Annotated in this window: 20 protein-coding genes and 1 tRNA gene; 12 read left to right on the top strand and 9 right to left on the bottom strand. The window is 55.3% G+C overall.

Annotated elements, in window-relative coordinates:
* The first annotated feature begins 28 nt into the window (after nucleotides 1-28).
* From KMP13_RS06330 to KMP13_RS06340, 3 genes are all read left to right on the top strand, one after another.
* Complete coding sequence (locus KMP13_RS06330) at nucleotides 29-457, top strand: hypothetical protein (RefSeq protein ID WP_435370341.1); 429 nt, start codon at nucleotides 29-31, stop codon at nucleotides 455-457.
* Entirely contained in the window at nucleotides 429-1,130 is a 702-nt protein-coding gene (locus KMP13_RS06335; protein WP_215264846.1) for a winged helix-turn-helix domain-containing protein, read from the top strand. Before KMP13_RS06330 ends, KMP13_RS06335 begins: the two co-directional genes overlap by 29 nt.
* A gap of 96 nt (nucleotides 1,131-1,226) precedes the next feature.
* A complete protein-coding gene (locus KMP13_RS06340) occupies nucleotides 1,227-2,792 on the top strand; it encodes a DUF427 domain-containing protein (protein WP_215264847.1) in 1,566 nt (521 codons plus the stop codon).
* 37 nt (nucleotides 2,793-2,829) lie between these two features.
* On the opposite strand, the gene KMP13_RS06345 is transcribed toward KMP13_RS06340, so the two are convergent.
* From KMP13_RS06345 to KMP13_RS06380, 8 genes are all read right to left on the bottom strand, one after another.
* Nucleotides 2,830-3,822 carry a YeiH family protein gene (locus tag KMP13_RS06345; protein WP_215264849.1) on the bottom strand — a complete coding sequence of 331 codons (993 nt, stop codon included), beginning with the start codon at nucleotides 3,820-3,822 and terminating at the stop codon, nucleotides 2,830-2,832.
* Entirely contained in the window at nucleotides 3,813-4,877 is a 1,065-nt protein-coding gene (locus tag KMP13_RS06350) for an ABC transporter ATP-binding protein (protein ID WP_215264851.1), read from the bottom strand. Before KMP13_RS06350 ends, KMP13_RS06345 begins: the two co-directional genes overlap by 10 nt.
* A complete protein-coding gene (locus KMP13_RS06355; protein ID WP_215264853.1) occupies nucleotides 4,877-6,313 on the bottom strand; it encodes a carbohydrate ABC transporter permease in 1,437 nt (478 codons plus the stop codon). Before KMP13_RS06355 ends, KMP13_RS06350 begins: the two co-directional genes overlap by 1 nt.
* Nucleotides 6,310-7,374, bottom strand: a complete 1,065-nt coding sequence (locus KMP13_RS06360) for a carbohydrate ABC transporter permease (RefSeq protein WP_215264854.1) — start codon at nucleotides 7,372-7,374, stop codon at nucleotides 6,310-6,312. The genes KMP13_RS06355 and KMP13_RS06360 overlap by 4 nt, the downstream gene beginning before the upstream one ends.
* 18 nt (nucleotides 7,375-7,392) lie before the next feature.
* On the bottom strand, nucleotides 7,393-8,658 hold the full coding sequence (locus tag KMP13_RS06365; protein WP_215264855.1) for an ABC transporter substrate-binding protein: 1,266 nt from the start codon (nucleotides 8,656-8,658) through the stop codon (nucleotides 7,393-7,395).
* 82 nt (nucleotides 8,659-8,740) lie between these two features.
* Nucleotides 8,741-9,256: a flavin reductase family protein gene (locus KMP13_RS06370; protein WP_251363707.1), complete on the bottom strand. Its 516-nt coding sequence runs from the start codon at nucleotides 9,254-9,256 to the stop codon at nucleotides 8,741-8,743.
* A gap of 2 nt (nucleotides 9,257-9,258) precedes the next feature.
* Nucleotides 9,259-10,149 carry an aldo/keto reductase gene (locus tag KMP13_RS06375; protein WP_215265060.1) on the bottom strand — a complete coding sequence of 297 codons (891 nt, stop codon included), beginning with the start codon at nucleotides 10,147-10,149 and terminating at the stop codon, nucleotides 9,259-9,261.
* Between the two features lie 2 nt (nucleotides 10,150-10,151).
* Nucleotides 10,152-11,306 (bottom strand): LLM class flavin-dependent oxidoreductase, encoded by a 1,155-nt coding sequence (locus KMP13_RS06380; RefSeq protein WP_215264857.1) that lies wholly within the window; start codon nucleotides 11,304-11,306, stop codon nucleotides 10,152-10,154.
* A gap of 135 nt (nucleotides 11,307-11,441) precedes the next feature.
* Here KMP13_RS06380 and KMP13_RS06385 point away from each other — a divergent pair, with 135 nt between their 5' ends.
* From KMP13_RS06385 to KMP13_RS06425, 9 genes are all read left to right on the top strand, one after another.
* Nucleotides 11,442-12,164 (top strand): GntR family transcriptional regulator, encoded by a 723-nt coding sequence (locus KMP13_RS06385; RefSeq protein WP_215264859.1) that lies wholly within the window; start codon nucleotides 11,442-11,444, stop codon nucleotides 12,162-12,164.
* A 9-nt stretch (nucleotides 12,165-12,173) separates the two neighbouring features.
* Complete coding sequence (locus KMP13_RS06390) at nucleotides 12,174-13,280, top strand: Gfo/Idh/MocA family protein (protein WP_215264860.1); 1,107 nt, start codon at nucleotides 12,174-12,176, stop codon at nucleotides 13,278-13,280.
* 239 nt (nucleotides 13,281-13,519) lie between these two features.
* Nucleotides 13,520-13,606, top strand: a tRNA-Leu gene (locus KMP13_RS06395).
* Nucleotides 13,607-13,711: 105 nt separating this feature from the next.
* Nucleotides 13,712-14,326 carry a ribonuclease D gene (locus KMP13_RS06400; protein WP_215264862.1) on the top strand — a complete coding sequence of 205 codons (615 nt, stop codon included), beginning with the start codon at nucleotides 13,712-13,714 and terminating at the stop codon, nucleotides 14,324-14,326.
* Between the two features lie 16 nt (nucleotides 14,327-14,342).
* Entirely contained in the window at nucleotides 14,343-14,942 is a 600-nt protein-coding gene (locus KMP13_RS06405) for a hypothetical protein (RefSeq protein ID WP_215264863.1), read from the top strand.
* 6 nt (nucleotides 14,943-14,948) lie between these two features.
* Nucleotides 14,949-15,446: an LptA/OstA family protein gene (locus KMP13_RS06410; protein ID WP_215264864.1), complete on the top strand. Its 498-nt coding sequence runs from the start codon at nucleotides 14,949-14,951 to the stop codon at nucleotides 15,444-15,446.
* The gene (gene lptB, locus KMP13_RS06415; protein WP_215264866.1) at nucleotides 15,446-16,204 is read left to right on the top strand and encodes an LPS export ABC transporter ATP-binding protein; all 759 of its coding nucleotides are present in this window, start codon (nucleotides 15,446-15,448) and stop codon (nucleotides 16,202-16,204) included. Before KMP13_RS06410 ends, lptB begins: the two co-directional genes overlap by 1 nt.
* A 275-nt stretch (nucleotides 16,205-16,479) precedes the next feature.
* A complete protein-coding gene (gene hpf / locus KMP13_RS06420; RefSeq protein WP_215264867.1) occupies nucleotides 16,480-17,043 on the top strand; it encodes a ribosome hibernation-promoting factor, HPF/YfiA family in 564 nt (187 codons plus the stop codon).
* 46 nt (nucleotides 17,044-17,089) lie between these two features.
* Entirely contained in the window at nucleotides 17,090-17,554 is a 465-nt protein-coding gene (locus KMP13_RS06425; RefSeq protein ID WP_215264870.1) for a PTS sugar transporter subunit IIA, read from the top strand.
* Between the two features lie 9 nt (nucleotides 17,555-17,563).
* Here KMP13_RS06425 and KMP13_RS06430 read toward each other — a convergent pair whose 3' ends face one another.
* A complete protein-coding gene (locus tag KMP13_RS06430; RefSeq protein ID WP_215264871.1) occupies nucleotides 17,564-18,994 on the bottom strand; it encodes a nodulation protein NodH in 1,431 nt (476 codons plus the stop codon).

Here is an 18,994-nt window from a genome sequence, read left to right on the forward strand (position 1 = left end):
CAGACCTTTTCTAGGTTGAGGCCAAGGCATGTGCCCTGTTGCTGAACCCACGATGGATGCACCCAGCAAAGACAGGCAATATCGACCCTTTGATATCGAATATCAGCGCATTCAAGCCTTTGAGGTTATTGAATATCAGCGACGCTCCGCGCATTGTGAGCCTATGTTGCAGAAAACCCTGATCCCCATTAGTGCAGCGCTTGCACTCACATTGGCCTCCCCGGTGTCAGCCGCGGAGTGCTATGCTGACTACAAGGCCAAAAAAGACAGCCCGCTGCGATTGCACTATGGTGTGGTGCAGTTGAAAGGACCCTGTAAGAAAGGTCCCGCAAAAAATGAAATCGCATCGCGAATTGCCTCTGATGGCTGGACACTTCTGAACGTTCTGTCGGTGTTTGGGCCGGACGGTTTGCAACAAAGGAAAGGCAATGCAGGCTCCTTCTATCTCCGTTTCTGAGGTTCGCAGCGTTGGCAGCCGCATCATCGCGGTTGGCATTGTCTCCATTGTTGCTCTGCTCGCGGTTGCAGGCACGTTGCTGTTGCTAACCCTGCCCGACGCAAATGCGTTTAACACCCAGGTCGAACGCCTGTTTGTCGAAAGCGATATGACGTCGCAGGCAGAGATCAAGCTGCTGGAAATCCTGGCCCAGTCCGGAACCGCATTCGCAGACACGCTTGGCAGTTACCGCATGGTGATCTTTGTGCTGTTGGTCTTTGCCACCGCCATGATGATCGCCGCGTTGGTTGTTCTGGCGATGCTGGTCACCCTGAACCGGCGCATGGCCCAGATCGAGCGTGATGGTATTCAGGTCAGCGAACTGCTGATCAGCAGAGACGAAAATATGGTCTACCTGAACAATATGGGCTTCAAACTGACCCCCGCCGCGATGGAGACATTGGCCGTCCTCGCCGAGGCGCGTCTGGACGGCGACGTTCTGTCCGGCGTTGAAATCGAATCCGTGATTTCAGGGCGCGACAGTGCCGATTGCGAGGAGGCCGCCGGTGCCACCAGGATCAAACGGCTGCGCGATACATTGGGAAATCAGATGGTCAGCGGGCTACTGGTAAAGAACATCGCCAAACGCGGCTATGTACTGGCCATTAGCAAAGATGTGATCCGGATGGTCTGACCGTAAAATTGCATCGCAATTCGCACTACAAGGCTGGAAAATGCGCTAAGGTGCACCCATATCTCGCCTATGGCGCTGCAGCAAAGGAAACGGCCGATGAACGTGCACGTCCAACCCGATAGGGGCGGTTATGGTATTCTTGTCGAAGACCTCCCCCATCCCGTCTATGTCCGATACGAAGGTGAGCTGCTTGCGCAAAGCGGCCGCGCCAAGGTGATGTTTGAAACCCGCAACGCGCCGTCGATCTATTTACCGGTCGATGATCTGAAGGCGTCGCTGGTTCAAAATGACGGTCTGCGCACCTTTTGCCCGTTTAAAGGCACCGCGCGGTATTACGATCTGGATACGCGCAACGGCTCGCTGGATAATGTCGCTTGGACCTATGATTGCCCCTTCCCCGAGGTTGAGGGGATCGAACGGTTTGTCAGCTTTGGCCAAAACGAAGGTCTGGAAATTGACTCCGGCAAGAATGAGATTCTGGCGCCGTCCTACGCCAACATCTCGGGCCCGCTGGTGGATTGGTTGCTGCGCGAGGCTTCGTTCATCCCCTCGCCCGAAGAATTCACCCGCGCCTTTTCACATAAGCTGATCAGCCAAGGTGTGGCCCTGTCGCGCCTGTCTGTGATGGCGTGGTCTCTGCATCCGATGATCGCCGGTAAGAACTTCATCTGGTCCAAGGCCGAAGACGAAGTGAAGGTGCACACGCCATCCTATGAGATCTACGATGAACCCGCCTATCACAACAGCCCGATCCGGCATGTGTCCAAAGGGCTGGGTGGCGTGCGTCATAGGCTGAACGAAGATTCCGATATCGCGGCCTTCCCCATCCTCGAAGATCTGCAACGCGCGGGCGCGACCGACTATGTTGCGATGCCGCTGCCGTTTTCAGATGGGCGTATCAACGTGATGACCGTGGCGACCGACCACCCGGATGGGTTCAGTACGTCTGATTTGGGTCTGATCTTTGAATGCTCCGCCGTCATCGCGCGATACTACGAGGTGTTCGCCCAACGCGACAACGCAAAATCGCTGCTGGAAACATATGTCGGGAAACGATCAGGATCACGCGTGCTGGGCGGCGAAATACGCCGTGGCGACGGGGATGAAATCGACGCGGCCATTATGTTCTGCGACCTGCGCCGCTCAACTCGATTGCAGGAAACGCTGGGCCGCAAAGCCTATATCAAACTGCTCAACCGTTTCTTTGAGAGTACCTCTGATATTGTGCACGCCCATGGTGGCGAAGTGCTGAAATTCATCGGCGACGCTGTTCTGGCGGTCTTTCCCGCTGGCGATGATGCCGATCACGCCCGAAAACAGGCAATCATTGCCGCCCGTGAAAGCACGCTGGCCTTAACCGATATGCGCGATGAGGTTGAAGTTGCCGATCTGGACTGTGCCATTGGCGTCGCCTTTGGTTCAGTCACCTATGGCAATATAGGCTCACGCGAGCGGTTGGATTTCACCGTTGTTGGACAGGCCGCCAATATTGCCGCGCGTTTGGGTGACTATGGCAAAACAATCGGCGCGCAGATCGTCGTGAGCCGCAACAGCCTGTGCCACACCTGCACTGCGCATTCCTTGGGGGATCTGGTGCTCCACAATGTCGGAAAATCTGTGGAAGCCTATGTGGTTCCTCTGTCAGAACCGAGCTGCACCTAACTGGAACAGCTCGGTCAATACCGCGTGTCTAGGCAGATCAGTGTGACAGAACCCAAATGCCCAGCGCAATGAACACGGCTAGGAACACGGTCAGCGTCACAATCAGCCCAACGGATGAACCGCCGACGGTGCGCAGCTCTTGTATGGATGTCTTCATGCCCACGGCCGCAACCGCAGTCACCAGACAGGCGCGGGAGATCTGATCGGCGACGTTCGCCACGACCTCGGGCAACAGATGTGCAGAATTCAATGCGGCCAGGGCCAGAAACGCCAGGATAAACCCCGGAACTAGCGGCGGTTTTTCACCGATCTCCGTCTCATTGCGCAACAAGAGCGCGCCGATGAAAACAACGGGCGCCAGCATCGTCACTCGGAACAGTTTGACCAAGGTCGCGGCGTCGCCGGTCGCATCAGACATGGAAAACCCAGCGCCAACCACCTGGGCGACGTCATGAATTGTCCCGCCGAGGAAAACACCAGCCTGATTGGTATCAAATCCCAAGGCGGTCGCAATCACGGGGTAGACGATCATTGCAACGGTTGAGGCGACAGTGACGCAGACCACGGTAAAGGTCAGGTCCGACTCGCTTTTGTCATGTTTGGGCAGCAAGCTCGCGATCGCCATCGCCGCTGAGGCGCCACAGATGGCAACCGCGCCGCCTGCAAGAAACCCAAAGGCCCGGCTGCGCGAAAAAACCGACGACAGCGCAATGCCAAGCAAGATGGTCGCAGCCACGCCAATGGTGATCAAAACGGCATATGTCGGCCCCATCCCAATCAACAGATCAAGGCTCACCCGCACGCCAAGCAGGGCAACACCGACTCGCAACACCGTGCGGGACGCATAGTTGATGCCAACGGATGTTTTCTGCTCAGATGAGAGAAATTGGAACGGGATACCCAGCAAGATCGCCATCAACATCACAGGCGCGCCGTAATGATCCGACAGAAATTGCGCGGCCATGGCGACCAAGGCCGCCATGAAAAGGCCCGGCCCGATCTCTCGGACCTGGTTCATGGTTAGTAGCATGCTAGTCCATTGTCCTTGCGGAAAAGATAGGTGGCGGATGGAGCAACGGACAGGCGAATGGTGTCCCCAATACGGGTGTCCGTCTGTCCGGCTTGATGCACGGTGACTGACTGACCATTCCCCAAACTCCCAAACATATAGCTTTCGGATCCCAGTTGCTCGACTTCGGCGACAGTCATCTTCAAAACGCCATTCTGGTCAATCACCAAATCACGGGGACGCACCCCCAGTTCCACGGCATCGCCAGTGGCAACACCGGCACGCGGCCCATCGAGCGCGATCAAAGTATCGTCGCTTAAGCGCACCCCGTTGTCGGCGATCACACCGTCGACAAAATTCATCGCAGGCGAGCCGATAAAACCCGCTACAAAGCGGTTCTTGGGCGCATTGAACAGATCCAGCGGGGTGCCGAATTGTTCGACTTTGCCCGCCCGCAGAACTGCGATCTTGTCTGCCATTGTCATTGCTTCAACCTGATCATGGGTCACATAGATCATGGTATTGCCCAGGCGCCGGTGCAGGTTCGCAATCTCACGACGCATGTTGACCCGCAGTTCAGCATCCAAATTGGACAAAGGTTCATCAAACAAAAAGACCTTTGGCTCGCGCACAACCGCACGCCCGATGGCCACCCGTTGTCGTTGCCCACCTGACAGTTGGCCAGGACGGCGATCCAGGTAATCTTCGATCTGCAGCATCCGCGCCGCTTCGGTGACGCGTTTGTCGATCTCTGCCTTTGGGGTGTTGAGGTTCTCGAGCCCAAAGCTGAGGTTTTTGCGCACCGACATATGCGGATAAAGCGCGTAGGATTGGAACACCATCGCCAACCCGCGCTGCGCGGCAGGCACGTGGTTAACCACCTCACCATCAATGCAGACATCGCCGTCAGTGATGGATTCCAGACCGGAAATCATCCGCAATAGGGTCGATTTTCCGCACCCCGATGGGCCCACAAAGACACAAAACTCACCCGAGGCGATTTCCATGTCGATCCCATGGACCACTTCGACCGCACCGTAGTGTTTTACAACTTTTGAGAGGACAAGATTTGTCATTATTTTAGCCCCGTATTGGCGATGCCGGTGGTGATGTACTTCTGCAAGAACACAAAGACGAGCGTGGATGGAACCAAGCTGACCATTGTCATCGCAAGCCGATAATGTTCCTGGCTCAGATGTTCGCCGCGGAATTCCAGCAGGCAAAGCTGGATCGTATAGGCATCTTTTGTGGTAGCGATAGCCACCAGTGGTAGGATCAAGTCGTTCCAACGCCAGATCACCGACAGGATGGCCAATGCAGCGATGGCGGGCAGCGCCAGCGGAAGCACAATCCTCCAGTACACTTTCCACTCGCTTGCCGCATCCATACGCGCGGCTTCGATCAGCTCATCAGGGATCGACAACATATATTGGCGCAACAGGAACACACCGGTTGGCGTCGCCGCGCCGGGGATGATGACCCCCCAAATCGACCCCGACAGGCCCGTGGCATAGACCGCTTTGAACACCCCGACCAAGGTGATGGTGGGCGGCACCATTAGCGTCGCAAGGATCACGATGAAAAATGCCACCTGACCGCGGAATTTGTATTTGGCCAGTGAAAACGCGGCCATTGAGTTCACGAGCAGCGTCAAAACCGTTGCGATGACTGTCACGAGAACCGAGTTGGTAAAGCAAGTCGCAAAATTCACGTTCAAGCCAAAGGCCTGGCCCGTGATTGGATCGGTAAAGTTCTCCCAGGACGGGTCAAAGATGCGGCGCATGGTCACCGAATTGGTATCCAGACGCACCACCTTGTCGGTGCGATTGTCGACGTAGCGTGCGGGCGTGAAGTCACGCGTTGCTTTGAAATTTGAAATCCCAAACAGCGTTTCGTCCCCCGTCACAGGATCCGGCGCGGTGACCTGGATCTGCAGCGACACGCGCGCAGGTTCATAAGGCGCCAGGTTCAAGTATTCCGACAGCAGACGTGCCTGTTCATCGTCCAACTGGGCCAGAACGCCTTCCACATCATTTTCAGCCTTTGCGCTGACGGACATGGACGGATATCGCAGCAACCACTCGGGCAGGCCTTGTTCGGCTATCAAGTCGCGCACCAGCTGTGGCACTTGATTAAGATGCGAGCGCAGAGCGTAGAGATCACGCCCCTCGTGTTGGCTCAGGAAACCAGGTAGATCCTGTTCGGCTTTCTCCGCATCCGACAGATCATCCCAGCCCAGAACCCATTGCGGCAGATCCGGGATAAAGAAGATCTGTTTACCGTCCGGGGAGGACACGGTTGCACGGGCCACTTGTTCAAAAGAGGACGGCAACAGGGAGAGGTCTTGTTTTTCCAGTTGCGACGACGATTTGAGCGAATTGAGCGCCAGCCAAGAGACGGGCAACAAGATCAGCAATACGCCGGTCAGCAGATAAGCATAGGTCAGATAGTCGAGCCAATTCGCCCGCTGCCCTCCTGCTTTGCGGGTTAGAAAGGTTGTTACTGCGTTCATGGTTTGCTCGATTTCGAAGAAAAGTAGACCTGCATCAACGACAGGAAGATCAGCACAACGGCGACCAACAGCGACGCCATCGCCGCAATGCCCAACCCATTTGCAGTCGGTTGTCCGCGCAGGCCCGAGGTTTCAAAAATATAGGCAACCAGCGACGACCAGCGCACCGACATTGCATAAAGCTCTTCAAACGCTTGAAACGCCTTGATTAGGGACAAAACAGTGACCACCAACAGGGTCGGCGCCAACAATGGAATGGTGATCCGCGTCAACTGTCGCCACGCAGGTGTGCCATCCATTTCCGCCGCCTCGTAAACATCACGTGGAATGGCCTGCAATCCGGCCAACAGGATCAGCATGTAGAACCCAAGGTGCGCCCAGGTGTAGACAAAGACCGACCAGAACATGGTCCAGGACGGATCAGTCAGCCATTGGATCGGCTCTTGTATCCAGCCCCAGCTGAGCAACGTCTGTGATAAGACACCCTGACGTTTCAGAATAAGCGACCAAAGAAACCCAACCACAACGGGCGACAGCATAACGGGGTAAAAGAACACTGCCCGCCAAAACCCACGCGCCACGATTTTTCGGTTCAGCGCAAGGGCCGAGATCAACGCGAGCGCGATCATAACCGGGACCTGGAACACCACAAAAGTCGCGGTGCTATAGACGGACGCGAGGAACTTGTCGTCCTCTAGGTTTGGTGCACCGGTGTCGATCTGCGTCTCAGCCAGCAAACGGTGCAGGTTATCAAGCCCTGCCCAACCCCGATCGCTGAACAGGATCGACTGCCCTTCGGTGACGGAAAACCCAAAGTTGATGAACATGGGCGCAAAGGTAAACGCGCCAAAGATCAAGATGTTGGGCAAGAGAAAGAGATAGGGAAGCCCCGTGGAGCCGCTCAGCCGTTGTGTCAGTTCAATCGGCCATCCCACCACGCTTACAACGCGATCCCACAGGGGGCCGGTCGGGCGCAAAAGCGCCCAGCCGATTGTCAGATAGACCAGCAGATAAAGCGGCCAGGGAGCACCCGCAAAAGCGGCGTTAAGCGCCTCAGTCATACGAATGCCTCCGGCGTTTTATTCTGCAATTTTCGCGGCAACATCCGCGTCGATTGCTGCAAGCGCGTCATCAAGTGACATCTCACCGGTGATAGCTTTGGTGATGTAGTCCGGCACCACGCCATAGATGACAAAGTTCTTGGCATAACCTTGGAACGTGTAGGCTTGCGATGTGGTACGCGCCGCGGTGCCTGCATTGGCCGCAAACACAGACAGAGCTGCTGCTACCGCCGGGGATGCATCCGCATAATCGATGCCAGATTCCTGCAAGGCCTGATGCGCAGTGATGTTCTTGGTCTGCGCCGCAAAGGTCGCGGCGTTTTCAGCCGCCGCCAGGAAATCGATCAACGCTGCTGCGGCTTCCGGTGATTTGGTTGATTTGAACGCCACAACCGCAGCACCGCCGGGCATCGCGCCGCAGCCACCATCGCCACAGGGCGCGGGGACGGCTTTCCAGTCAAAATCGGTGATGTTGTCCGCGTAGCTGTTGATCATCCACGAGCCGGACATATGCATGGCCACTTCGCCCGATTGGAACAGAGGCGCTGCGTTGCGATACTGGGTGCCCTCACCCGCTGGCCAGCCCTCGGCCGGCATCAGCCCGCTTTCGTGCCATCCAACAAAGACTTCGGCAAAGTTGCGGAACCCGTCGTCGACCAGGATCGGATTGCCCGCGTCATCAAAGAATTTTGCACCATAGCTAAACGCCGGGCCCGCCCAACGGTGCGCAGTGCGGTCCATCGCCAAACCGGCAGTAATACCAGTGTTGTCTTTGACCTCCAGCAACGCCGTCGCCCAGTCGTCCCAGGTCGCGCCATCGCCGGGCATATCCACGCCTGCGTCTTCAAACAGTGAGACGTTTACATAAGGACCGGTCACGGTCAGCTGAGTCATCCAGCCATAGATCCCCTGATCGTCACCACCGGGTGCGCGGAACCATGGCAAGGTCGCGCCATAGGATGCATTCCAAGTGTCAGCATCCACATAGGGAGTCAGATCAAGATAATATTGGTTCAAACCACCCAGATTGGTGACCCGTGCCACATCGGGGGCTGCGTCCGTTTGCAGCTGATTTTCCAGCTGGTCGCGAATGACGTCATAACCAACGGTCTGCAGTTTGACGGTATGGCCCGTTGCCTCGGTAAATGCAGGCAGCATCTCTGCGATGACATCGCATTCGGTTGCATCCTGATAACACAGGAAATTCACCTCATCCGCTGACGCGGAATAAGCACCCGCCATCAGCACAATCAACAGACCTGTCGACGTGAACAGTTGTTTCATATTTTCCTCCCTTGAATCTTAACCGGGCCCCACATGACCCGTCACATATTACCGTTCAGAACACCTGCCCCCTCCACTGGGCTTATTGGGCCTGAAACGTACTCATCTTTCCTTTGAAGAAGCCAAGCGCGTCACCGGTATCCCGCATGGTGACACGTAAAACGCGTCCGACAACTATTTCGTGGTCTCCTCCGTCATAAATTGCATGGCGACTACATTCGAAACGGGCCAGACATCCCTCCAGAACCGGCACGCCCTCGGCGTTTTGGGCCACGTCCAATTTGGACAGGGCTGACATGTCCTTGGCCACATCCCAGCACAGATCACTTTGTTCCGTCGAAAGCACGTGAACCGCGAAATACTCTGCCTCGACAAAATATGGGAATCGACGCGAGGCCTTTTGCGGTGACCACAGAACCAATGGCGGATCGATGGAGACTGACGAAAAACTATTGGCGGTGATTGCGACGGGGCCCTCATTGGACCCTACGGTCACGACGGTGACACCCGTTGCAAACCGACCAAAAGCATCGCGCAGGTTGCGCGCATTGCTCGCATCAGGCTCGAATTGCTGCATGTTATCCAATGAGGCCAGCATCCCTATGCAACCTCATGACCAAGTGCCGCTTCATAGAGCGAGAACCAGGTTGGCCGGTCCAGCTCAACCCGCAGTGCATCCGAAATGGAGGCAATTCGGTCGAGGTTATTGGTGCCCATCACCGGCAAGATATGCGCCGGGTGTCGCAACAAAAAAGCCACGGCAACGGCCGCGCGATCAACACCTTGTTCGGTCGCGATCTTGTCCAAATGCTGCGCCAACTGCCCGTTGCCGGTCATCAGCGATCCACCACCCAGCGGTGACCACGCCATGATCGGCTGGCGGTGATGTTGGTGAAAAGCCACATCACCATTGGTAAACGGGGTGATTTCCGACAGCGAAACTTCCATCTGGTTGGTGACCAGTTTCGACGACATCCCTGATTGCAGCAATTGCCAATCCCAGGGGCGGAAATTGGAGACGCCAACCGCGCGGACCTTACCGCTGGCAATCACATCGTCCAGCGCTTTGCCGGTCTCTGCGTGATCCATCAAGGGGTCGGGACGGTGGATCAGCAAAAGGTCGACGTGATCGATCTGCATTGCCTGCAAAGACAGGTCTACAGATTTGAAAATATGCGCGCGTGAGGTGTCGTAATACTTCACCGGCGCATCCGCATAACGTCCACATGGCGCAACGATGTCACATTTGGTGACAACCTCAATCCGGTCGCGCAGTGCAGGATTTGCGCCCAGCGCAGCACCCAGAACGGCCTCGGCCCCATAATCGCCATAGATATCCGCCTGGTCAAAGGTGGTGATCCCCTGTTCCAGGCAGGTGTTGATTTTGGCCTCAACATGGGCAGGCGATGTATCTTTATCGTCAGCCAAACGCCACATGCCATAGATCAAGCGGCTAAAAGACAGGTCCGGGGTGAGTGTGACACGCGGCATCATTAGCGACGTTCTCCGTTTCCAAGAGGTGTAGCAGGCGTTGATGTGGGCACCCGGCCGTAGGCATGCGGCAACGAGCATGTGTTCATCTGCGGAAGGACACGTTGGCCGAAATGTTCTGCCTCGTCCAGATGTGGATAGCCGGACAAGATAAAGGCGCGAATGCCCATCTTTTTGTAGGCCTCCAATTTGCTGAGGACCTGATCAGTCGATCCAACCAAGGCAGCCCCACATCCGGACCGCGCACGACCAACACCGGTCCACAGGTTTGGTTCGATATAGCCGTCGTCATCAGCGATATCGCGGTTCTTGGCCTGATGGCTCACCCCCAGCGATTTTGCATCCAACGCGCGATTGCGGATGGCATCGCCCTGGCCATCATCCAGTTTAGAGACGATATAGTCGGCGTATTCACGGGCCTCGGCCTCGGTGTCGCGTACAATCACGTGAACCCGCAGGCCATAATCCAGCGTGCGGTTATGCCGCTCGGCCACAGCGTTCACTGCCTTCATCCGGCCTTCCAGCTCGTCCATCTTTTCCGGCCACATCAGGTAGACATCGCAATGTTCGCCGCACAGCTCCAACGCGTCTGGCGAGTAGCCACCAAAATACAACAACGGCCCGCCGGTTTGATACGGGCGTACGGGATCCGTTGTCAGGCCGGTGAAGTTATAAACCTCGCCGGAATGATTGATCTCATCCTTGGTCCAGGCCTGTTTTAGGATCTCCACCACTTCGCGAGACCGTTGATATCGGAAACTGCTCTCAGCCTTTTCACCTGGAAAATCAGACGAGATGATGTTGACCGTCAAGCGCCCGTTCAGCATGTGATCCAGCGTTGAAATGGTACGCGCCAACATGATCGGCTGCATCTCACCACAGCGCACGGCCGCCAGCATGTTGATGTCGGATGTGATCGGCGCACAGCCGGCCACAAAGCTCAGCGTGTCTTGTCCCACCTGATAAGACGATGGGCACAGGATGTTGCGAAACCCCTGCGCTTCGGCGGTTTTTACGATTTGCGAGCAATGCTCCCACGATGACCGCAGCTTTCCATCGGGTACGCCCAGGAACTGGTAGTCATCGGAGCAAAGCGCGGCGAACCACGAGACCTCTACTGCGTCCAATCCCTCGGATGTAATAGGTACGACACCCATGACCAATTCCTCCTGTTTGCTCGACGTCCGGTGCGGCTCTCCCCCTAGAAACCGCTTGACTTTCTCTATCGGTAACAGTGTCTTCCATATGGATCAATAGTGCATCAATTTACCGGAAAGCACATAGAAAACGCAATGTCACAAACCATCTACGAAAGACGTTCAACGACTTCGGCTTTGCCCATCTACGTACAAATCAGCGAAGTTCTGATCCGCGAGATTGCGTCTGGCCGTCTGATTGATGGCACCTGTTTGCCTCCGGAACGTGAGCTGGCGAAACAGCATTTCACAACCGTTCGAACCCTGCGAAAAGCGCTCGAAATCGTAGAAGAAAAAGGCCTGATCGAACGTGTTCACGGCTCGGGAAACTACGTCCGTTCAAGCACTGCAGTCGAGAGCATCTATTCGATGTTCCGTCTGGAACTCACAACCGGTGGCGGTCTGCCGACGGCGCATGTCCTTTCGGTCGACGCGTTGGAAAAACCCAGCACGCTGCCAGAATTCGGCACCTCAAACCGAGGTACGCGCATTCGCCGTCTCAGGTATCTCAATCGGATTCCAATCGCGGTCGAAGAGATCTGGCTCGACGAATCAGTTGGTCGAATCGATCCAAACACGTTGTCGGATTCGCTTTATCGCTACTACAAAATGCAGTTGGGATTCTGGATCTCACGTGCCGAAGATTCCGTTGGCGTTGACGGCGTGCCCGAATGGGCGCCCGACGATTTCCCTCCCCCCGCACATACACCTGTCGGCTACATCGAGCGGTTCAGCCACTCGGATCAGGTCGGCACTGTTGAATATTCTAAAACCTGGTTTGACCACACATCAACGCGCTACGTCCAGCGGCTAAAATAGGGAGAGAGCATGTCAACCACCACCCATTACGGTATCATCGGCTGCGGCATGATGGGACAAGAGCACCTGCGCAATATCGCTTTGCTGCCAAGTACCTGCGTCTCGGCCATCTTTGAACCCAATGCAGAAATGCGCGCGACGTCCGCAAATTTCGCCGCCGCCGCCAAATTTGTGGACAGCATCGATGCACTGCTTGCGGTGCCAGATCTAGACTGCATCCTGATCGCCAGCCCCAATTTCCGGCACATAGAACAGCTTCAAACCATTGCAAAAAAACGCCCTGTGCCGATCTTGGTGGAAAAACCGCTGTTCACCGACATCGAACAGCTCACTGAGCTGGATGCGTTTATCAAAACCTACCCGGCCCCGGTCTGGGTCGCGATGGAGTACCGTTACATGCCCCCCGTGGCTGCGATGCTCGAGTGCGTCGAGGCGGCAACAGGCGGGATCAAGATGCTGACCATCCGCGAACATCGGTTCCCCTTCTTGGAAAAGGTCGGCGACTGGAACCGGTTCAACCGCTACACCGGCGGCACGTTTGTCGAGAAATGCTGCCACTTCTTCGATTTGATGCGTCTGGCCATTGGAACCGAGCCGGTGCGTGTCATGGCATCGGGCGGTCAGGATGCGAACCACCTTGACGAAACCTACCAGGGCGACACACCAGATATCCTCGACAATGGTTATGTGATTGTGGATTTCGACAATGGCACCCGCGCGATGCTCGAACTGTGCATGTTCGCCGAAGGGGCGCGGTATCAGGAAGAGATTTCCGCCGTTGGACCAACTGGCAAAGTAGAAGCGCTGGTGCCTGGCCCCGGTCGGTTTTGGCCCGAACATCTGGGCGCGCCGCCCGTGCCCCAATTGATTGTCAGCCCACGTCACGCCAAAGGACCCGAACTGCGCGAAATCCCGGTTGATCCAGAACTACTGGAAGCCGGTGATCACAATGGATCGACGTTCTATCAGCACCAAAAGTTCCTCGAACTGGTTCGTGGTGAACGGAATGCCCCCGAGGTCAGCCTGCATGATGGGAAATTGGCCGTTCTCATGGGGATGGCGGCCCAAACATCCATGAAAGAGGGCCGCGCGGTTTCGATTTCCGAGCTGACGTAGACAGCTTCCTGTTTTGACCGGGCACTTGGGGTTCATTTGATCCAAGAGCCCGGTCAAAACATCAATTCAGTCGAGATGTTCCCGCAAAGATCCGCTTGCGCAGGCAGCCGAGTATAAAAGCCAAGGCAACAGGTTGCATTTCTTCTGCTTTCCGCAATCGACATAAAAGCATTCTCATGATGCTTTTGCCCTTGCAGAGCCTCCAGACTCGCCGTATACGCCCTCCTCACGACATCTGTGCCCAGATGGCGGAATTGGTAGACGCGCTAGCTTCAGGTGCTAGTGTCCTTATGGACGTGGAGGTTCGAGTCCTCTTCTGGGCACCATTTACCCCTCAAAATTTGTTCTATTTCTGCTTTTGTTGAGTTCAACAGAAGAAATGCCTATGTCGGTCCTTGGTGAATAGATTGGCACGCACGAGGACAGATCATTTGGCAAATTTTCTATACAAAAACGATCTTCCCGATGATCTCGACCTTGGCCCCGTGGTTGCCATTGATTGCGAAACAATGGGCCTCAATCCGCTGCGTGATCGCCTTTGCGTGGTTCAGTTGTCCGGAGGCGACGGCAACGCACATGTCATTCAAATCCAAAAGGGTCAGCACGAGGCCCCGAACATCGCCCGGGTATTGGCAGATGACGATGTGCTGAAACTCTTTCACTTTGGGCGTTTTGACATTGCGGCGTTGCTTAACGCCTTTGGTGTTCTTGCCGCGCCAGTCTACTGCACAAAGATCGCCAGCCGTCTAGTGCGCACCTACACCGACCGTCACGGGCTTAAGAACCTGACCCAAGAGCTCCTCGGGATCGACATCTCGAAACAACAACAGATGAGCGATTGGGGCGCCGAAACACTCACAAAAGCGCAGCTAGATTACGCTGCATCAGACGTGTTGTACCTACATAAGTTGAAATCTGCACTAGATCTGCGGCTGGAGCGCGAAGGGCGTTGCGATTTGGCAAAATCTTGCTTTGAATTCTTGCCAACACGGGCCAAACTGGATTTGGCAGGCTGGCCTGATACTGATATTTTTGCGCATTCCTAAAAAATTGTGAGCCCTCATGGACCGCCACACACGGATTATTGCGCTGCTCAAGGTCATCTTGCCTCTGACTGCGCTCGCCCTTCTATCGACCGTGTTTCTCGTCTCGCGTGGAAGCGAGCAGGATGCTGCTATTCCCTTTGCGCAAAAAGAAATCGAGGAGCGGATGCGCGGCCAGCAAGTCACGCGCCCGTTCTTTGCGGGTAGCACCCCAAACGGTGACGAGATTCTGGTAAGCGCTGACAAAGCGCGCGTTGAAGATTCCGAGACAGGCCCGACGACCCAAGCCTTGTCGGGTATCATGCGCCTCGCCGATGGTGGCCATATCTCGCTCAAATCTGAAACCGGCTCACTCAGCTCCGATATGGAAATCGCCCATTTTCGACAAAAGGTCGTTGTGGAAACGGATGATGGCCTGAGGGTTGAAACGGAGCTGCTGGATGCGCATCTGAACGCAATCGCTGCCGAGGCGCCCGAGACGGTTGAAGCCACCAGCCCTCTTGGTCATTTAATCGCAGGTTCAATGCACATAAAAACGGAATCGCAAGGCAGTGAGGTTCATATACTGTTCAACAAGGGCGTAAAATTGGTATACGAGCCCCAGACTTCAGAAAGATAACTCAATATGTTCCTGCGCCACTTTTTCATCGCCTTGATGGTCATAACTCTGCCCACATTTGCTGCGGCGCAGGGAACAATTGCATTTGGCTCTGTCAAAACCGACCCCGGCGCACCGGTTGAGGTCTCGGCAGAAAACCTCGAGGTCAATCAGACCGATGGTTCTGCCCGCTTCACCGGCAACGTCGTGATCATCCAAGGCGTCATGCGTCTGTCGGCTGACATCGTGCATGTGACCTACAAAACCGGTGATGATCAGCAAAAGACTGGCATTGAAAGCCTGAATGCTTCTGGTGACGTGATTTTGGTCAACGGACCCGACGCGGCTGAGGCTAACACGGCCGAATACAATATTGATTCCGGCACGATCACTATGACGGGCAACGTCTTGTTGACCCAGGGCGCTGCGGTGCTGACCTCAAACAAAATGGTGGTGAATCTTACCAGTGGCACGGCCGAAATGGCGGGTCGTGTAAAAACAATTTTGAACCCGAACGGAAACTGATGGCACGCCCCGAACTGACTGTGACCGAAGGCTCGTCTGGGCTGCGAATTGAAAAGCTACGTAAATCCTACCGCAACCGGGTTGTCATTCGCGACGTCACCCTGTCGTTAGATCGTGGCGAAGTGGTTGCGCTCTTGGGACCAAACGGTTCGGGCAAGACAACCACTTTCTATTCGATTGCCGGTCTTGTCTTTCCAGAAGGCGGGGCTGTGTCTATCGACGGTCAGAACGTAACGTCACTGCCCATGTACCGCCGCGCCCGGCTGGGTATTGGGTATTTGCCACAAGAGATGTCGATCTTTCGCGGGCTTTCCGTTGAAGACAACATCTTGGCCGTGCTCGATATTTCGGAAAAACACACCCACAAACGACGCGAACGCCTAGAAGAGCTGTTGTCAGATTTCTCGATCGAACATCTGCGTCGCGCGCCTGCGTTGGCCTTGTCCGGCGGGGAACGCCGCCGGGTTGAGATCGCGCGCTGCCTTGCCGCCAATCCAAGTTATCTATTGCTCGACGAGCCCTTTGCCGGGGTGGACCCGATCAGCGTTGGCGATATTCGCCACCTGGTTGCCGATCTCAAAAAACGTGGTATTGGCGTTTTGATTACCGACCATAACGTGCGGGAAACGTTGGAAATTGTGGATCGCGCCTACATCTTGCATGATGGTCGGGTTTTGATGTCCGGCAGCCCTGAAGAAGTTGTCGAAAACGAAAACGTCCGCCGCGTTTACCTGGGCGACAGCTTTCGCATCTCCTAACCGCAAAGACTTCGGCAAATCGACGCAACTACCCGCAAGATCGCCGCCTAGGTCTGGGCGATTTTAGGTTTGCCATTGACTCTCCACCGCCTTTGTCATCGAATTGTTTCATGGCACAGATGCAATCCTTTGCAGCAAATCGGACAGCCTTGTTCCCAGGGCCTGATCTTCTGCAATCCGATATCTGGTCGTACACACCAATCTAAAGTTCGGTTCAAATCTCTGGTTGCGCACGCGACCGGGCCGTTCTGACGAGCAATGAGCAAGGAGATCCCATGCGTTACAAAATCAGCGGAAAACAGATCGACATCGGCGAAGCTCTGCAATTTCACGTGCAGTCTGAGTTAGGTGAAGTTGTTGCCAAGTATGCTGAGCGACCTACGGACGCATCAGTGGTGTTTTCACGTTCTGCGCATGAATATGTGTGCGAGGCCACTGTGCATCTTTCGACCGGGCTGACCGCACAGGCCAAGGCGCATGCCACTGAAATCTATAGCGCTTTTGATAAATGCAATGAGAAGATGGAAAAACAGCTGCGCCGGTACAAGCGCCGCCTCAAAGACCATCATCGCGAAAGAAGCGAACCAGTTGAACTTTCGGGAGCCGCGTCATATATCTTGGCTTCGGAATCGGCTGAGCATGAAGCGGAACCAGAATCTTTGCAACCCATTATCGTTGCGGAGATGGAGACCAAGATTCAGTCTTTGTCTGTTGGTGAAGCGGTGATGCAAATGGAGCTTACGGGTTCGCCTGTGTTGATTTTCCGAAACGAAAACAAAGACGGTCTAAACGTTGTGTACCGCCGCGAAGACGGCAATATCGGCTGGATCGACCCGTAAAAACGGCTAAACGGGCCGAATTAGGCACCTGAGCGGAGCAAGCCAAATGCAAATTTCCAAGATCCTCAGACAAGAGGCGGTGCGGGTTATTGGCTCCACCTCAAGCAAGAAGCGTTTGTTTCAGGAAATCGCGGACGTCGCGCATACAAACTATGGCTTGCCTGCTGAAAAAACGGTCGAGGCGTTGCTGGAACGTGAAAGCCTCGGCCCAACCGGTGTCGGACACGGCGTTGCCTTGCCACATGCTCGTCTGGATGGCCTGACTGATGTGGTTGGCGTGTTTATGATTTTAGAAAAGCCGCTCGATTTTGGCGCGGTGGATCGCCAGCCTGTCGACATCGTCTTTGCACTGTTCGCGCCTGAAAGCGCCGGTGTTGACCACCTCAAGGCGCTCGCCTTGGTGTCGCGTACGTTGCGTGAACAGAGCTATTGCACCAAGCTGCGTTCGAACCCTGATGCAAACACGCTCTATACGATTTTGACCGAGAACCAGTCCGCTCAAGTCGCCTAGTTTTAGACGTTACGACTTGGACGTCGGGCGCCACGGCTCGAACCCAAAGAGCATGTAATCGCGCCGGTAAATCACCTGCGCCTGTGCTTCAAGCTCCGCGTCATATATATCGGCTAGCTGCAAGTCGCCAGGGTCGGGCGCGAGTTGGAACGTCCGGGCCTCAGAGCGTCCGAACTTTTGCCCAAGGAACAAAAGATCGGCCTCAAGCTCATGCTCTCGCAACACCAGATCCGGGGCACAGAATTCTTCAAACCCAGACAGGATGGTCGATTGGCTGACCCAACGCGCATCGACCCGCAATACGGATTGCCCGTTCAAGTTCTGCTTTAGAAACTCCAGAAATCCCTGAAATGCCACGCGATGTTGTGCGTGATCGATCGCCTTGCCTTTTGGAAGTTCCACTTGAAAGTGACCCTTAAGGAGCGATCGTAGTTTCTGAGAAAATTGAGATTTCCCCGTTAAAGCCACGTCGCAAAAGGCCTTGTGCGCCCGTGCCAGCGGATGCCGTAAAACAGTGAAACTCCGGTGGCCAGGGTTTGCACTCATCCATTCCCGCAGCTGTTTTTGCCCGTCCATAATCTGGAGCGCATCCACCGTGCTGCTATCGAGATCTGCCAGCCATCGGCAGATCTCATCCTCGGGACCGCCCTTGATCGGCATGAACAGCAACGCAGTTTGCGGTGCGGTCACGTAACTGCGGACATTCGGCCCGCGGCGGGGTTCAAAGTTAGGGGTGCGGGACAAGTCGAATGTGTCGATCTTGGTCAGGTTTTCCGCCATTTCCGTAGGATTAGATACTTTTGAAATGGCCGGTTCAGGGTTTTGCCGTTTCAACTTATCATCTAGCCCCGGAAGGCGCTCATCGAAGCCGAGCCACTGCAAAAGGCCGTTCAACACATCCACATTCTGCAGATCTTCGTACGCAATGTAGAACGGAGTTTGGCCACGTTTCTGCAAACCCTGCATCAAAACCAGCTGAAATTGCTGCAGGTCAGCCAAATGCGCGTCAAACTCGGCCGTGTCAAAGGCAACCTGCGCATCCTTGCGCTTTTTGACATTTGTCAACTTCCACTGTCCGGTCTCTTTCGCGATTTTCAACGAGATATAGCTGTCGAGCGGGTTGCGTGTCAGGATGATTTTGGCACAGCGCGGGTCGTTCAAAATGGCGTCCAGCACGCGTGGGTCATGGTCGTGGAAATAGCGAAATCCGCCAAAGCCATCATACTCTCTGACGGCGTCTAACAACTGCATCGGTTCGCTGTCACGCTGCGCCTGCGTCACGCCCAATACATCCGCCTGGTTCGGATACCCAATAAAATGGGGGTTAAACGCTTCGCCAAAACTGGTGAAGGCTCCTGCATTGCTGAGGTTGCTTTCCAAAAAGTTGGAGCCTGTTCGCATCTCAGCAAAGATGACAAAATAGTCGAAAGAAGCCTGCAT

The sequence above is a fragment of the Epibacterium ulvae genome (assembly GCF_018678075.1).
Lineage (GTDB): Bacteria > Pseudomonadota > Alphaproteobacteria > Rhodobacterales > Rhodobacteraceae > Epibacterium > Epibacterium ulvae_A.

Excerpts from the sequence above, each read along its gene's own strand:
- KMP13_RS06330 (WP_435370341.1), top strand. The coding sequence starts at position 29 with ATGTGCCCTGTTGCTGAACCCACGATGGATGCACCCAGCAAAGACAGG.
- KMP13_RS06335 (WP_215264846.1), top strand. The coding sequence starts at position 429 with ATGCAGGCTCCTTCTATCTCCGTTTCTGAGGTTCGCAGCGTTGGCAGC.
- KMP13_RS06340 (WP_215264847.1), top strand. The coding sequence starts at position 1,227 with ATGAACGTGCACGTCCAACCCGATAGGGGCGGTTATGGTATTCTTGTC.
- KMP13_RS06345 (WP_215264849.1), bottom strand. The coding sequence starts at position 3,822 with ATGCTACTAACCATGAACCAGGTCCGAGAGATCGGGCCGGGCCTTTTC.
- KMP13_RS06350 (WP_215264851.1), bottom strand. The coding sequence starts at position 4,877 with ATGACAAATCTTGTCCTCTCAAAAGTTGTAAAACACTACGGTGCGGTC.
- KMP13_RS06355 (WP_215264853.1), bottom strand. The coding sequence starts at position 6,313 with ATGAACGCAGTAACAACCTTTCTAACCCGCAAAGCAGGAGGGCAGCGG.
- KMP13_RS06360 (WP_215264854.1), bottom strand. The coding sequence starts at position 7,374 with ATGACTGAGGCGCTTAACGCCGCTTTTGCGGGTGCTCCCTGGCCGCTT.
- KMP13_RS06365 (WP_215264855.1), bottom strand. The coding sequence starts at position 8,658 with ATGAAACAACTGTTCACGTCGACAGGTCTGTTGATTGTGCTGATGGCG.
- KMP13_RS06370 (WP_251363707.1), bottom strand. The coding sequence starts at position 9,256 with ATGCTGGCCTCATTGGATAACATGCAGCAATTCGAGCCTGATGCGAGC.
- KMP13_RS06375 (WP_215265060.1), bottom strand. The coding sequence starts at position 10,149 with ATGCCGCGTGTCACACTCACCCCGGACCTGTCTTTTAGCCGCTTGATC.
- KMP13_RS06380 (WP_215264857.1), bottom strand. The coding sequence starts at position 11,306 with ATGGGTGTCGTACCTATTACATCCGAGGGATTGGACGCAGTAGAGGTC.
- KMP13_RS06385 (WP_215264859.1), top strand. The coding sequence starts at position 11,442 with ATGTCACAAACCATCTACGAAAGACGTTCAACGACTTCGGCTTTGCCC.
- KMP13_RS06390 (WP_215264860.1), top strand. The coding sequence starts at position 12,174 with ATGTCAACCACCACCCATTACGGTATCATCGGCTGCGGCATGATGGGA.
- KMP13_RS06405 (WP_215264863.1), top strand. The coding sequence starts at position 14,343 with ATGGACCGCCACACACGGATTATTGCGCTGCTCAAGGTCATCTTGCCT.
- KMP13_RS06410 (WP_215264864.1), top strand. The coding sequence starts at position 14,949 with ATGTTCCTGCGCCACTTTTTCATCGCCTTGATGGTCATAACTCTGCCC.
- lptB (WP_215264866.1), top strand. The coding sequence starts at position 15,446 with ATGGCACGCCCCGAACTGACTGTGACCGAAGGCTCGTCTGGGCTGCGA.
- hpf (WP_215264867.1), top strand. The coding sequence starts at position 16,480 with ATGCGTTACAAAATCAGCGGAAAACAGATCGACATCGGCGAAGCTCTG.
- KMP13_RS06425 (WP_215264870.1), top strand. The coding sequence starts at position 17,090 with ATGCAAATTTCCAAGATCCTCAGACAAGAGGCGGTGCGGGTTATTGGC.
- KMP13_RS06430 (WP_215264871.1), bottom strand. The coding sequence starts at position 18,994 with ATGCAGGCTTCTTTCGACTATTTTGTCATCTTTGCTGAGATGCGAACA.